This window comes from Cystobacter fuscus (assembly GCF_002305875.1).
Taxonomy (GTDB): Bacteria; Myxococcota; Myxococcia; order Myxococcales; family Myxococcaceae; genus Cystobacter; species Cystobacter fuscus_A.
Map to the genome: position 1 here is coordinate 10,647,030 of NZ_CP022098.1, position 14,550 is coordinate 10,661,579.

Genomic DNA, 14,550 nt, shown 5'->3' on the forward strand with positions numbered 1-14,550 from the left:
CATCCGTCTCCATGCGGAGTGACCTTCCTGGTGGAGTGCGATTCACGGGCCTCGTGCTCGTCTCTGTTCTCGTGTCGATGCTGGCCTCCGGCTGTGGAGGAGGGGGCGAATGTGGAGACGGGACACGCCAGTCGGCGGAGTCCTGCGACGATGGCAACACGGTGGACGGCGACGGCTGCGCCGCGAGCTGTCGCGCGGTCGAGGAGGGCTGGGCGTGCGACACGCCGGGCCAGGCCTGTATCCGCACGACCTGTGGCAATGGCACCCGGGACAACACCGAGACCTGTGACGATGGCAACACCACCGCGGGTGACGGCTGTGACACCCGCTGCCTGGTGGAAGAGGGTTGGAGCTGCACCGCGCAGGGGGATCGCTGCTTCGCCGCCACCTGTGGCGATCGCATCATCGCCGGGGACGAGGAGTGCGAGGACGGCAACGCCCTCCCCGGCGATGGCTGCGGCGCGACCTGCCGGCTGGAGCCCGGCTACAAGTGCCCGGCGGCCGGCGAGCCCTGCGTCCGCACGGTCTGCGGGGATCGCGTCGTCGAGGGCACGGAGCAGTGCGACGACGGCAACAACAACCTGGGCGATGGCTGCTCGCCCCTGTGCACCACCGAGCCCCGCTGCTCCGGCGGCACCTGCGCGAGCACCTGCGGGGATGGCGTCCTGTTGCCCAATGATCCGAAGGAGCAGTGCGATGACGGCAACACGCGCGCCAACGACGGCTGCTCGCCCACGTGCACGCTCGAGCCGGGCTTCAGCTGCCAGTCCGTCGATTCGGCCACGCCCGAGATGGTGTCCATTCCCGTCGTCTACCGCGACTTCCGCGGCAATGATCTGACGAACCCCAAGGGCCACGTCGACTTCGAGAACTCCAATGGCGCGGAGCTCGGCATCTGTGGGCCGCTCTATTCGCCCCTGTCCGCGGACGGCAAGCCCGTGTACGCGAAGGAGGGGGTGGCCAGCACCACCACCCACGGCCGGGCGGCGTTCGATCAATGGTACCGGGACGTCGAGGGTGTGAACCTGACGATGGTGGGCTCGCTGGAGCTCGCGCGCCAGGGAGACACCGGCACCTACCGGTTCGAGGACACGACCTTCTTCCCGCTCGACAACCTGGGCTGGGTTGCCCAGGGCAAGGAGATCACGCGCAAGGACAACAGCGGGGTCGATCACAACTTCAGCTTCACCAGCGAGGCCCGCTACTGGTTCGAGTACAAGGGCACCGAGGTGCTCAACTTCCTGGGGGATGATGACGTCTGGGTGTTCATCAACGGCCGGCTGGCGTTGGATCTCGGCGGTGTCCACGGAGCGCAGGAGGGCATCATCACCCTGAAGAACCAGGCCACCAACCTCGGCCTCCAGGTGGGCGGCATCTACGAGGCGGTGGTGTTCCAGGCCGAGCGCCACACCTCGGCCTCCTCGTACAGGCTCACGCTCACCAACTTCCTCACCCGCCGCACCCAGTGCACGCCCACCTGCGGCAATGGGACGGTGGACCCGGGCGAGGAGTGTGACGAGGGGGCCAACAACGGCTCCGGTCAGTGCACCCGCGCGTGCGTGTTCGGCCCCCGCTGCGGCGACAACGTCGTCCAGCCCGAGGCCGGCGAGCAGTGCGACGACGGCAACACCGTCAATGGCGACGGGTGCAGCGCCCTCTGCAAGGCGGAGATCAAGTAGGCCAGGGCACGGCGGCGCCTGGGCTATCGTTCCTCCCCGCTGACGAGGGAGGACACCATGGCGCCGAACCCACTGGACGAGCAGCAGCAGCAGACCCCTGCCCAGCCCCCGAGGGAGGCCCCCTTCGGGGGGCCCGTGGTCCTGGACAAGGAGAGTCTGGAGTTCATGACCCGGGCCCATGCCGTCTACGCCGAGCTGCGCGACAAAGGCCCCATCGTGCGTGTTCCCTCCGGGCGCGGCATCGTGGACCGGGCGCAGGCCGAGCGCGCGTCACCGGGGGCGTCTTCCCCGGAGCAATACTTCGTGACCCGCTACGACGAGGCCGTGTCCATCCTCATGGAGGAGAAGCTCTCGTCCGATGTGCTCAAGGCCATGCCCCCCGAGCAGCGCGCGCGCATGGACGCCGCCATGCCCGAGGAGCTGCGCCCCATCGTGCGCAGCATCCTGGTGCTCGATCCCCCGGACCACACGCGGCTGCGCAAGCTCGTGCAGCCCAACTTCACCGCGCGCGCCATGGAGGCGCTCAAGCCGCGCATCCAGCGCATCGTGGAGGACCTGCTCGACAAGGCCGAGCGCGAGGCGGCCACGCGCGGTGAGGTGTCCCCCGACCGGCGGTTGGATCTGGTCGAGTCCTTCGCCTACCCGCTGTCCATCACCGTCATCAGCGACATGCTCGGCATTCCCGTGGAGGAGCGGGAGACGGTCTATCCCTGGGCGGAGCGGCTCCTGCGGGCCAAGGGGCCAGAGGGCATGATGGATGGAGAGACGCGCGCCGGCTTGACTGCCTTCGCGAACTACCTCGAGTCCCTGTTCGCACGGAAGCGGCAAGCGCCCGCCGAGGACATGATCAGCCAGATGGTCCAGGTCCAGGAGGACGGAGACATCCTCTCCCCCCAGGAACTGCTGTCGATGGTGTTCATCCTCTTCTTCGCCGGGCACCTGACGACCGTCAACCTGATCGGCAATGGAGTCGTCGCGCTCCTGAGCCACCCCGAGCAGCACGCCCGCTTCCTCGAGGACCCCGCCGCCTGCGTCAAGGGCATGGTGGAGGAGACGCTGCGCTACTGGGGGCCGGTCGACTTCATCGGCGGCCCGCGCATCGCCCTCGAGGACCTCGACGTGGGGGGAACACGCGTGCCTCGCGGAGCGAAGGTGGCGGTGGGACTCGCCTCGGCCAACCGGGACCCCCGGCGCTTCACCAACCCGGACGCGTTCGACATCTCGCGGCCCGATGCCCACCGGCACATCGCCTTCGGCAAGGGCATCCACGTCTGCATCGGAGCCCCCCTGGCGCGGCTCGAGGCCGAGCTGGCCTTCGAGGCCCTGTTCCGCCGATGGCCGGAGCTGCGGCTGGCACAACCCGCCGGACAGCTCGAGCTCAGCATGGGGGCCGCGCTGCGCGGCTTCAAAAGGATCCCGGTCGTGTTTTAAGTGCGGCCATGACCTTCCCGAGAGTTTCGAGGCGCGTTCCATGTGCTCCCCTCCTCGCCGCGCTCGCCTTGCTTCTGGGCGCGAGGAAGGGCCGTGCGGAGGAGCCGGTGACGATCGATCCGGCACGGCTGTCGGAGATCGTCAAGACGCTCGCCTCGGACGAGTTCGCGGGCCGGGCACCGGGAGGGCCCGGCGAGGCCAGGACCGTCGAGTACCTCATCCGCCAGTTCAAGGAGGCGGGCCTGGAGCCCGCCGGCGAGAAGGGCGGTTGGACGCAGAAGGTCCCCCTGGTCCGCTTCCAAACGCAGGAGGACGCCACCGTGAACCTGTTCGCCGGGGGCCAGGACACGCCGCTGCACCAGGGCCAGGAGGTGGTGGTCAACACGCTGCGCCCGGTGAGCCGCGTGAAGATCGACAAGGCGCCGCTGGTGTTCGTGGGCTACGGCGTCTCCGCGCCCGAGCGGGGATGGGATGACTTCAAGGGCGTCGAGCTGCGCGGGAAGATCGCCGTCTTCCTCATCAACGATCCCGACTTCGAGGCGCGCGAGGGAGAACCCGTCCACGGCAGGTTCGGCGGCCGGGCGGCCACGTACTACGCCCGCTGGACCTACAAGTACGAGGAGGCGGCCCGGCGGGGCGCGCTCGGAGCGCTGATCATCCACGAGACCCCGGGCGCGGGCTATGGCTGGTCCACGGTCCAGGCGGGCCACGGCGAGACCTACGACATCGTCCGGGCCCAACCCGCCCGGGAGAAGGTCCTGATGCAGGGGTGGCTCCACCGCGACGCCGCCACCGCGCTGTTCACGCGCGCGGGGTTGGACCTGGAGCAGCTCGAGAACGAGGCACGCACCGCGGGCTTCAAGCCCGTCCCGCTCGAGGGAGCCCACCTGAGCACCGACTACCGCGTGACCCACGCGCGCGCCGACAGCCACAACGTGCTGGGCAAGCTGCCCGGCAAGCAGCGCCCCCGCGAGGCCATCATGTACGGCGCCCACTGGGACGCCTACGGCACCGGTCCGGCCGATGCCTCCGGCGACACGGTCCGCCATGGCGCCGTGGATGACGCCATCGGGCTGGCCGGCATGATCGAGATCGCTCGCGTCTTCCAGCGCGAACCGAGGCCCGCGCGCACGGTCCTCTTCGCCGCCTGGACCGCCGAGGAGCGGGGCCTGCTCGGCTCGGAGTACTACGCCGCGCATCCGCTCCAACCCCTCGCCACCCTGGCGGCGAACCTGACCATGGACGTGCTACAGACCGCCGGGCCCGCGCGCGACGTCGTGCTCGTCGGCCATGGGCAGAACGAGCTCGAGGACGATCTCGCCCGGGCCGCCGCGAAACAGGGCCGCACCGTCACCCCCGATGCGAAACCCGAGCGGGGCCTGTTCTACCGCGCGGACCATTTCTCGCTGGCCCGGCGCGGCGTGCCGGTGCTCCTGTTGATGGGGCTGGGCGGCGGCCACGATCTGGTGGACGGAGGCCGGGAGGCCGGCGACAAATGGGTCGCGGATTACACCGCGCGCTGCTACCACCAACCCTGCGATGCCTGGAGCGCCAGTTGGGATCTGCGCGGCGCCGCCCAGGACGTGCACCTGCTCCATGACATCGGCCGGGAGCTGGCCACGTCCACTCGCTGGCCCCAGTGGAAGCCCGGCTCGGAGTTCAAGAGCATCCGTGACCGCTCGGCGTCCGCCCGCAGGTGAACTCAGGACCCTGGGGTGGGGCACGCCCGTTCCATACTCTCAGCATCTGAGCGGACAGGCTCTCGGTCCGTGGTAGTCGAACCATTATTCGAGGAGGAGCAGCCGGCAAGAGCGGATACGGAGTTGTTCTATGCTCGGTGCGCCCCCATGCGTCTCCCTGGCTACTCCCTCCTCGGACTCCTGCAGTCCACCTCCTCCAACCTCCTGTACCGTGCACTGCGCGAGGTGGATGGCCAGCCCGTCATCCTGAAGACCCCCCGTTCCGACTTCCCGGGGGCCCGCGAGCGCGCCCACCTCCAGCACGAGTACACGCTCCTGCAGCGGCTGCGGGATACGCCCGGCGTCGTCCAGGTGCACGCCTATGAGTTGCTCCAGGAGCGTCCCGTGCTCGTCCTCGGCAACGAGGGCGGCGCCTCGCTCTCCGAGCACCAGGACCGACCCTTCCCCGTCGCGCGCTTCCTCCCCATCGCCCTGGACCTGTGTACCACCCTGGCCGAGGTGCACCGCCGGGGCGTCATCCACAAGGACATCAAGCCCGGCAACATCCTCCTGTCCTCGTCCGGGCAGCCCTGGCTCATCGACTTCGGCATCTCCACCCTCCAGCGGACGCAGCACGTGGAGGCGGCGCCCGCCGCGCTCGTGGAGGGCACACCGGCCTACATGTCTCCGGAGCAGACGGGGCGGATGAACCGGGCGCTGGACTACCGCACCGACCTCTATTCCCTGGGCGTCACCTTCTACCAATTGCTCACGGGGCGTCTGCCTTTCACGGGCAGGGACCTGCTGGAGTGGTTTCATGCCCACCTGGCCCAGGCGCCCGTGCCCCCGCACCAGGTGGTGCCCGACCTGCCGCCGGCCCTCTCCGCGCTGGTGATGAAGCTGCTGTCCAAGCGGGCCGAGGATCGCTACCAGGGAGCGGAGGGCCTGCGCTTCGACCTGGAGCGCCTCCTGAATGGAGAGCGGGACTTCCCCCTGGGGCAGAAGGACGTGCCCGCGCGCTTCCTCCTGCCGCAGCGGCTGTATGGCCGGCAGGCCGAGGTGGCGACGCTGCTGGAGGCGTTCGAGCGCGTGGCCCGGACGGGCCGGCCGGAGTGGGTGCTCGTGCGCGGCTACTCGGGCATCGGCAAGTCCTCCGTCGTGAAGGAGCTGCACCAGCCAGTCCTGCGCAGCCGGGGCTTCTTCCTCCAGGGCAAGTTCGAGCAGTACCAACGGGACAAGCCCTACGCCACCCTGGTGCAGGCCCTGCGGGGCCTCATCCAACACCTGCTGGCCGGCAGTGACGCGGAGCTGGCCACCTGGCGCCAACGCCTGCTGGAGGCCCTGGAAGGACAGGGCGAGGTGTTGCTGGAGATGGTGCCCCAGCTCGAGCTCATCCTGGGCAGACAGCCCGCCGTGGAGGACCTGCCGCCCGAGGCGGCCCAGCACCGCGTCCACCACCTCTTCCAGCGCCTGCTGAGCGTCTTCGCCACGGGGGAGCACCCCCTCGTCCTCTTCCTGGACGACTTGCAGTGGGCGGACACCGCCTGCCTCGCGTTCATCCAATACCTGATGACCCACCCGGACACGCCCTCCGTGCTGTGGGTGGGGGCCTACCGGGACAACGAGGTGAGTCCCACGCATCCGCTCATGTTGACGCTCGCCACGGCGCGCAAGACGGGGACGCGGTTCTCGGACATCCACCTGGGAGCCTTGTCGCTCGAGCAGACGCGCCAGCTCGTGACGGATGCCCTGCCCGGGGCCCAGGAGGACATGGTGTGGCCCCTGTCCGCGCTGGTGTGGGAGAAGACGGCGGGCAACCCCTTCTTCCTGTTGCAGTTGTTGCAGACCCTCCACCAGGAAGAGCTGGTGACGCGTGCCCCCGAGGGCGGCTGGTGCTGGGACGAAGCGGGCGTGAAGGCGTGTGGCTACTCGGACAACGTGGTGGACTTCATGGCGAGCCGGCTGCGCCAGTTGCCCCCGGACACGCAGCACCTGCTCCAACTGGCCGCGGGCGTGGGCGGCTCCTTTCCGCTCGACCTCCTCGCCCTGCTGTCCGAGCGGGAGGCCCCCGACGTGGAGCGCTGGCTGGAGCCGGCCCTGGTGGAGGGATTGGTGCTCCAGACCGGTCCCCTGGAGCTGAGATTCCAGCATGACCGCATCCAACAAGCCGCCCATGGCCTCACTCCCCGGGAGGAACGCGAGCGCCTGCACCTGCGCATCGGCCGCCTGCTGCTGCGGGGCCTGGGCGCCGAGGAGCTCGAGGAGCGCCTCTTCGACGTGGTGGGACAGCTCAACGCGGGCGTGAAGCTGCTGGACGACGTCGAGGAGCGCACGCGGCTGGCGCACCTCAATGCCCGGGCGGGCTTCCGGGCCAGGAACTCCACGGCCCATCAATCCGCCGTGGGCTACCTCGGCCTGGCCTTCTCCCTGCTGCCCGGAGATCCGTGGCAGACGCACCCGGAGCTGGCCCTCAACCTGCGCATGGCCCACGCCGCCAGTGAGATGGTGCTGGGCCATACCGCCCAGGCCCTCCAGTTGGTGGACGAGGCGTCACACCACGCCCGAACGCGCCTCGACATCGTCTCCGCCTACATTCTCAAGAGCCGCCTCCAGTTGCTCACGGGCGACACCCAGGCCAGTTTGCGCAACCTCCTGGAGTGTCTGGAGAGGTTTGGAATCCCCCTGCCACTCTCCCCTTCCGCCGAGGAGCTGCGCGCCGCGGGAGCGGAACTGGAAGAATTGCTGGAACGGCACTCCGTCGAGAGCCTGCTCGATCTGCCCGTCATGACGGATCCCGACGTGACGGCGCTCCAGAATGCCTTGTCGAGCCTGGCCACCCTGGCGCTGTTCATCAGCCCCGGCCTGGCCACCATCGCCGCCCTCCGCTCCGTGGTCCTGAGCATCCGCCATGGCAACACGGAAGCCTCGGCGAACAGCTACATCCTCTGCGCGGCCTGGTATTGCATGATCCGCCAGAAGTACGACAAGGCCCATGCCTTCGGCAAACTCGCCCACGAGCTGATCGAGCGCTACCCCAACTCCCTCTACCGGGGCCGGGTCCTCGCCTTCTACGCCGGCCTGGCCAGCCTTCGCGAGCCCTTCTCCCAGACCCACAAATACAGCCTCGCCGCCTTCGAATATGCGCAGCGCCTGGGAGACTCTCCGGCCGCCTGCGTTCACGGCTTCTCCATCAGCCGCCGCCTCCTGGTCGAGGGCCGTGAGCTCTCCGAGGTCCACCAGGAGATCCAGGCGTTCGTCGAGTTCTCACGCAAGGCCAACTATCGGATCTTCGAACTCCTGACGCGCTACCACGAAAGGTTCGTGCAACAACTGCGAGGGTCTACCCCCTCCTTCTCCTCTCCAGATGGAGAGGGCTTCGATGAAGAGAGCACCGAGGCGACCATCGTCAGTGGTCGCTCGGCGCAGCACTACAACATGTTTCTCTTCATCAAGCTCCAGTCCCGCTTCGTCTGTGGCGACTACGAGCAGGCGCGCCGGGCGCGCGCCCTCGCCACCCCGGAGGCCCGCCGGACTCCCGGCGACACCGCGGCGTTCGCCTACCAGCTCTATGGAGCACTCACCCTCGCCGCCTGCCACCGCAACGCCTCCGCCGAGGAGCAGCGGGAGTTCCTCGAGGACATCGAGGCCCACCGCCAACAGCTCGCGGGTTGGGCCAGTGGCTGCCCGGCGAACTTCCTCGCCGCCGAGCGGCTGGTAGCCGCCGAGCTGGCCCGGCTCCGCGGCCACACCGAAGAGGCCCTGCGCGCCTACGAAGCCTCCCTGTCCGCGGCGCGCGAATACGGTGCGCACCACCTGGTGGGCCTCATCTGCGAGCTGGCCGCCCGCTGCTGCAAGGACCTGGGGCTGCCCTCGCTCACGACCGCCTACATCCGTCAGGCCCACGAGGGCTACATCCAGTGGGGCGCCCACGGCAAGGCCCGCCAACTGGAGGAGCAGTGGCCCCAACTCCTCGTCATCGCCACCACCCAGGACACCACCACCACGGGGACGGGCGTGCAGCGCATCGACGCGCTCGCCGTCATCAAGGCCCAGCAGGCCATCTCCAGTGAGATCGTCCTCGAGCGGCTGGTGGCCACCCTCATGCGCGTCGCCCTGGAGAGCGCCGGAGCGCAACGCGGCGCCTTCCTCCTGCTCCAGGACGACGCGCTGCAACTGGTGGCGCTCGAGCCCCCCTTGGAGCGCCAGGGCGAGGCCCTCCAGCCCCACGAGCTGCCCCTCTCCCTGCTGGCCTACGTGCGCCGCACCGGCGAGCACGTCCTGCTCGACGACACCGCCCAACCCCACCCCTTCTCCTCCGACGTCTACTTCTCCTCGTCCTCCGCCCGCTCCGTGCTGTGCCTGCCCCTGCGCCGCCAGGACACCCTCCAGGGCCTGCTCTACCTGGAGAACTCGCTCTCCTCCGAGACCTTCTCCCACGGCCGGCTCTCGCTCCTGGAGCACCTCGCCTCGCAGGCGGCCATCTCCATCGAGAACGCCCGCCTCTACGCGGACGTGCGCAAGGCCGAGACCGCCCTGCGCCACGCCAACGAGGAGCTGGAGGCGCGCGTCCAGCAGCGCACCCACGAGCTGAGGCAGGCCCAGGCCCGGCTGGTGGAGACGGCCCGCCGGGTGGGCATGGCGGAAGTCGCCTCCAGTGTCCTGCATGACGTGGGCAATGCCCTCACCAGCATCGTCGTGGACACCGCGCTCATGCGCGGCGCCGCGGCCACCTCCCGCGTGAGCCGCTTCCGGCAGGCCACCACCCTCCTGGAGGACAACCGCTCCCAGCTCGCGGAGTTCCTCACCCAGGACGCCCGCGGCCGCCACATGGTGGACTACCTCATCCGCCTGTCCGAGGAGCTGGAGCAGGAGCACGACTCGCTCTCCCAGAACCTGGAGACGCTGGACTCCAACGTGGCACGGGTGCGCTCCATCGTGGAGAGCCAGCAGGCGCATGCCACCTCCACCCTGCTGATGGAGGAGTGTGACCTGGGTGAGTTGGTGGACGAGGCCCTGCGCCTGCAACAGGGCGCCCTGTTCCAGGCCGGCATCACCGTCTCCCGGGAGGTGCCAGACCTTCCGCCCGTGAAGACAGACAAGCACAAGGTGCTCACCATTCTCATCAACCTGTTGAGCAACGCGCGACAGGCCATGGAGGACCCCCCCCAGGACGATTCCCACCTCACCGTCCGCGCGACGCTCGAGGACGGTTGGGTGCGCATGCAGGTGGTGGACACGGGGGTGGGCATCGCCCCGGACATCCGCGAGCACCTCTTCACCCAGGGCTTCACCACCCGCGCCGAGGGCCATGGCATCGGCCTGCACTCCAGCGCGCTCGCCGCGCAGCTCATGGGCGGCCGCCTCTCGCTGGACAGCGAGGGGATTGGCCACGGCACCACCGCGACCCTGCTCATTCCCTTTCACACTCCGCTCGCCGTGGCCCAGCGCTGAACGCGGCGCAAGGGCTCCTTGCACCTGGCGTGGAACAGGGATAGGGAGGCGCTCCCCCCTTGTCGTCGGAGCCCGTCGCCCGTGTTGGACCCCCGAGACCGCCGAGACCTGGCATGCCTGGGCCTGGTGGTCCTGGTGTATGGGCTCGCGTTGGCACCGGTGCTCCACGCGGCGGTGGGCCATGGCCACTCCCATTCCCGGCGCCACGCCCCCGCGGCCCTGGAGGCGCGCGGCCACGAGCGGGAACCCGTCCTGGGCGCCGCGGGCCACCAGCACCCGGTGGGCTCCGTGGAGCACCTGCTCGCGCTGGCCGTGGCCCGGGTGGAGGTACGCGCCCCCGCGGTGTGGTGGACGCCCGTGCGGTGGGAGCCCTCCCGGGGTCCGTTGTGGCTGCCAGGTGAGCCGCTCCGCCCCACGGCGATGCCGCAAGGCCCCTAGGCCCGGCCCTCCTTTCTGAAGTCAGTCAGAAGCGTGCGCCCCGCGAAGGCGGGAGCGCCAGGCATTCGTCCGTCCGAGCCCCCAGTGATTCCTCTCTGTCTGTTGTTCTGTGCCTCCCTGTCCCCCTGGGACGGTGGAGGAATGGAAGACGTCCCCCCCTTGTCCGAGGAGCGGCGCGAAGAGGCGCCAGCTCCGCCCATCCAGGAGCCTCCTGCCGAGGAGCCTCCTGCCGAGGAGACACCGCCCCCGCCCGCCGCGAACACCACGGTGCGCGCGGCGCGGCCGGCGCATGGCGCGTCCGAGCTCACGATCGACCGGGAGGTGATGAACGCGGCGCCCCGGAAGGGCGCGGTGGACGTGCTGCGGCTGGTGCCGGGGCTCGTCGCCTCGCGGCATGGTGGCGAGGGCAAGGCCCAGCAGCTCTTCCTGCGCGGCTTCGACGCGCTCCACGGACAGGACGTGGAGCTGAACGTGGGGGGCCTGCCCGTCAACGAGGTGAGCCACATCCACGCGCTGGGCTACGCGGACATGAACTTCATCATCCCCGAGGTGGTGCGCGAGCTCCGGGTGACGGAGGGCTCCTACCGGGCCGCCCAGGGAGACTTCGCGGTGGCGGGGACGGTGCGGCTGGAGCTGGGCCTCGAGGAGCCCGGCGTGTTGCTGTCGGGGACCCTGGGCCAGTACGGCCAGCACCGGGTGGTGGCCGCCTTCCGCCCGGGAGACGACGCGGAGACCTTCGCCGCGGTGGAGCTGGGCGAGGGCCAGGGCTTCGGACCGGGGCGGACTTTCGGACGGGCCTCCCTGCTCGCCCAGGCGGTAACGAGCGTGGAGACGGGCGCGGGCCGAATGCGGCTGCGAGCGCTCGCGGGCAGCTACACCACGCGCTTCGACTCCCCCGGCGTCCTGCGCGAGGACGACCTGCGCTCGGGCAGGAGCGGCTTCTTCGACTCCTCCTTCTCCCGGCAGGGCGGCGCGGCGACCCGGCACCAACTGCTGCTCGGCATGGAGCTGCCGCGGCAGGGCACGGCGCGCACGCTGCTGGAGGTCTTCGGACTGCTGACGGACCTGCGCCTGCGCAACAACTTCACCGGCTTCCGGGTGGACGCGCGCGGGGACGGGCTGGAGCAGACGCATGACGCGCGGACACTGGGCGTGCGCGCGGAACACCGGCGGCACGTCGAGGTGCTCGGCGAGGACGTGGCGCTGGAGCTGGGCCTGGGCGCCCGGAGGGATGGCGCCACCCAGACCCAGCGCCGCTACCGCGAGACGGATGGCACCTTCTTCGCCAACGAGGTGGACGCGCAGTTCGTGCAGACGAACGCGTGGGGCTACGCGGAGGCGCGGCTCGTCCTGGGCGCCTGGAGCCTGATGCTCGGAGGCCGGGCGGACGCGTTGGGCGTGGAGGTGTTCGACACCCTCGCCTTCCAGGATCCCCGCTACACCGACGGCCAGGGCTACTCCCGTGGGGCCTTCGGCACGCACCTGGGTGCGAAGGCGGGGCTCGAGCTCAACCTCACCGAGCACTGGCGGCTGTTCGCCAACTACGGCGACGGCTTCCGCTCCCCACAGGCCCGGAGCCTGTCGGAGGGCGAGCGCACCCCGTTCGTCTCGGTCCGCAGCGCGGAGCTGGGAGCCCGGCGGGAGGGAGAGCGGGTGGCGGCGCAGCTCGGCCTGTTCGGCTCGCAGGTGGAGGATGACGTCTTCTTCGACCACACGGTGGGCACCACGGTCTTCACCGGCGAGACGGTGCGCGCGGGGCTGTCGGCGGCGCTTCAGGCCCGCCCCCTTCCCGGAGTGATCGCGGCGCTGAGCGCGACGGTGGCGCACGCGCGGGTGCTCGCGACGAACACCCTGCTGCCCTACTTCGCGCCCCTGGTGGCCCGGGGCGACGTGGGCTGGAACCGGACCGTGTCCGTGTGGGGACAACCCCTGGCGCTCACCGCCGGACTCGGCATGACGCTCCTCGGGCCGAAGCCCCTGCCCTTCGACGAATACAGCCGCACGGTGTTCCTCGCGGACGTGCTCCTGGGCGCGCGGCTGCGTGGCCTGGCCCTGCGGCTCGAGGTGCAGAACGTCCTGGATGCGCGGTGGCGCGACGGCGAGTTCGTGTACGGCTCGCGCTTCGATCCCCAGGCGCCCGCGAGCCTCGTTCCCAGCCGGCATTTCACCGCGGGGCCACCACGAACGGCCTCGCTCACCCTGGAGGTCCATCTGTGAAACGCATGTCCCTTCTCCCCGCGCTGCTCCTCCTCGTGCTCCTGGCGAGCTGTGGCACGGGAGCCCAACGGCGCACCTTCCCCGTGGAGATGACGCTCCAGCCCATGACGGGCCCGAACGAGCGGGGCTGGTCGGTGACCCCGGAGGCCCTCCATGTCTCCGTGGGTCCCGTGCGCTTCTACGAGGGGCACGTGCTGCTCTCCCGCCGCGCGCCCCGCTTCGATCCCTTCCTGCTGCTGGGCGGCACGGCGTGGGCCCACCCGGGGCACTACCTCCCCGGCGACGCCATGGCCGAGGTCCTGAGCACCACGGTGGTGGACCTGCTGGCGGCCTCTCCCACGGTGCTCGGCGAGGCCAACGCGGTGACGGGAGACTACGGCTCGATGGAGCTGACGCTGCCGGTCCCCCCGGCGACGGGTGACGCGGTGGCGCCCCTGGGAGGCCATGCGGTGCGCGTCCGCGGCATGGCGACGCACACGGATGGACGGCGGGTGCGCTTCGACGCGGCCCTGGATCTGCCCAAGCCCATCGAGGGCATCCGCTTCGAGCGGGCGCTGGCCGAGGAGGTGGGCCGGGTGCGCATCACCGTCGACTTGAACACGTGGTTGGGCCGGATCGACTTCGCCACGGCGTCCCCCGCGGACGCCGAGGGCGTGTCCACGTTCCCCACCGGAAGCCAGGCGATGAACGCCCTGGCGCGGGGCGTGGAGGACACGGGTGCCTACGTCGTGACGTGGGTGGAAGGAGCAACGCAATGAAGAAGCTGATGCTGGGATTGGGCTTGCTGGGACTGGCGTCGTGCGGTGGGGGTTCGGGAGATCTGACCATCACCACCTACGGGGAGGACTACATCGAGAAGGAAATCCCCGCGACGGCGTTCGAGGACGGCTGGTCGGTGAAGTTCTCCAGGTTCCTGGTCACCCTCGGCGAGGTGAAGGTGGCCGCCCACGACGCCAAGGTGGCAGTGGAGGCCACGGGGGCCAAGGTGTTCGACGTGCACAAGCCCGGCCCCGTGACGGTGGCGCGCTTCTCCGGGCTTCCGGCGTCGGACTGGGACGCGGTGAGCTATGCCATCGCCCCGTCGACGAGCGCGGAGGCGGGCAACGCGAGCGCCGAGGACGTGGAGTTGCTCGAGACGAACGGCTGGTCCGTGTTCGTGGAGGGCGTGGCGACGAAGGGCACGGAGACGAAGCGGTTCGGGTGGGGCTTCCCGACCAACACGCTCTACGAGAAGTGCGAGCACCCGGACCTCGGCGTGGGCGTGACCGTGCCCAACGGCGGTGAGGAGATGGTGCAGCTCACCATCCACGGGGACCACCTGTTCTTCGATGACCTCCAGTCGCCGGACGCGAAGATGCGCTTCGACGCGCTCGCCGCCGCCGACAACGTGGGCATCATCGGCGCGGACGGGCAGATCACCCTCGAGGAGCTGGAGCAGGTAGACCTGACGCAACTGCCCCCGGACCAGTACGGCACCGGCGGCGCCTCGAAGGTGCGCAACCTGCGCGACTTCGTCACCGCCCTGGTCCGCACGGTGGGCCACTACCGGGGCGAGGGGGAGTGCGCGCCGCGCGTGCGCTGAACGCCCCGGGCCACCTCCCTGTGGAATGCCGCCCCCTCACGCGGTAGAGGGGGGGCGTGACCAGGAGGTCGCC

Annotated in this window: 8 protein-coding genes; all 8 read left to right on the plus strand. The window is 70.1% G+C overall.

What is annotated here, in order from left to right; genetic code table 11:
* Positions 1-11 precede the first annotated feature (11 nt).
* The 8 genes from CYFUS_RS43205 to CYFUS_RS43240 all read left to right on the plus strand — a co-directional run bounded on the left by CYFUS_RS43205 (position 12) and on the right by CYFUS_RS43240 (position 14,477).
* Complete coding sequence (locus CYFUS_RS43205) at positions 12-1,679, plus strand: DUF4215 domain-containing protein (protein WP_095990533.1); 1,668 nt, start codon at positions 12-14, stop codon at positions 1,677-1,679.
* A gap of 57 nt (positions 1,680-1,736) precedes the next feature.
* On the plus strand, positions 1,737-3,110 hold the full coding sequence (locus CYFUS_RS43210; protein WP_095990534.1) for a cytochrome P450 family protein: 1,374 nt from the start codon (positions 1,737-1,739) through the stop codon (positions 3,108-3,110).
* Between the two features lie 107 nt (positions 3,111-3,217).
* A complete protein-coding gene (locus tag CYFUS_RS43215; RefSeq protein WP_232537133.1) occupies positions 3,218-4,810 on the plus strand; it encodes a M28 family metallopeptidase in 1,593 nt (530 codons plus the stop codon).
* A gap of 147 nt (positions 4,811-4,957) precedes the next feature.
* Positions 4,958-10,240 (plus strand): trifunctional serine/threonine-protein kinase/ATP-binding protein/sensor histidine kinase, encoded by a 5,283-nt coding sequence (locus CYFUS_RS43220; protein ID WP_095990536.1) that lies wholly within the window; start codon positions 4,958-4,960, stop codon positions 10,238-10,240.
* 81 nt (positions 10,241-10,321) lie between these two features.
* Positions 10,322-10,678, plus strand: coding sequence for a hypothetical protein (locus CYFUS_RS43225; protein ID WP_198316335.1), 357 nt, complete (start codon positions 10,322-10,324; stop codon positions 10,676-10,678).
* Between the two features lie 141 nt (positions 10,679-10,819).
* Positions 10,820-12,895, plus strand: a complete 2,076-nt coding sequence (locus CYFUS_RS43230) for a TonB-dependent receptor (RefSeq protein WP_232537134.1) — start codon at positions 10,820-10,822, stop codon at positions 12,893-12,895.
* Positions 12,892-13,653: a hypothetical protein gene (locus CYFUS_RS43235; RefSeq protein WP_420042665.1), complete on the plus strand. Its 762-nt coding sequence runs from the start codon at positions 12,892-12,894 to the stop codon at positions 13,651-13,653. Before CYFUS_RS43230 ends, CYFUS_RS43235 begins: the two co-directional genes overlap by 4 nt.
* Positions 13,650-14,477, plus strand: coding sequence for a hypothetical protein (locus tag CYFUS_RS43240; protein ID WP_095990539.1), 828 nt, complete (start codon positions 13,650-13,652; stop codon positions 14,475-14,477). The genes CYFUS_RS43235 and CYFUS_RS43240 overlap by 4 nt, the downstream gene beginning before the upstream one ends.
* Positions 14,478-14,550: the final 73 nt, after the last annotated feature.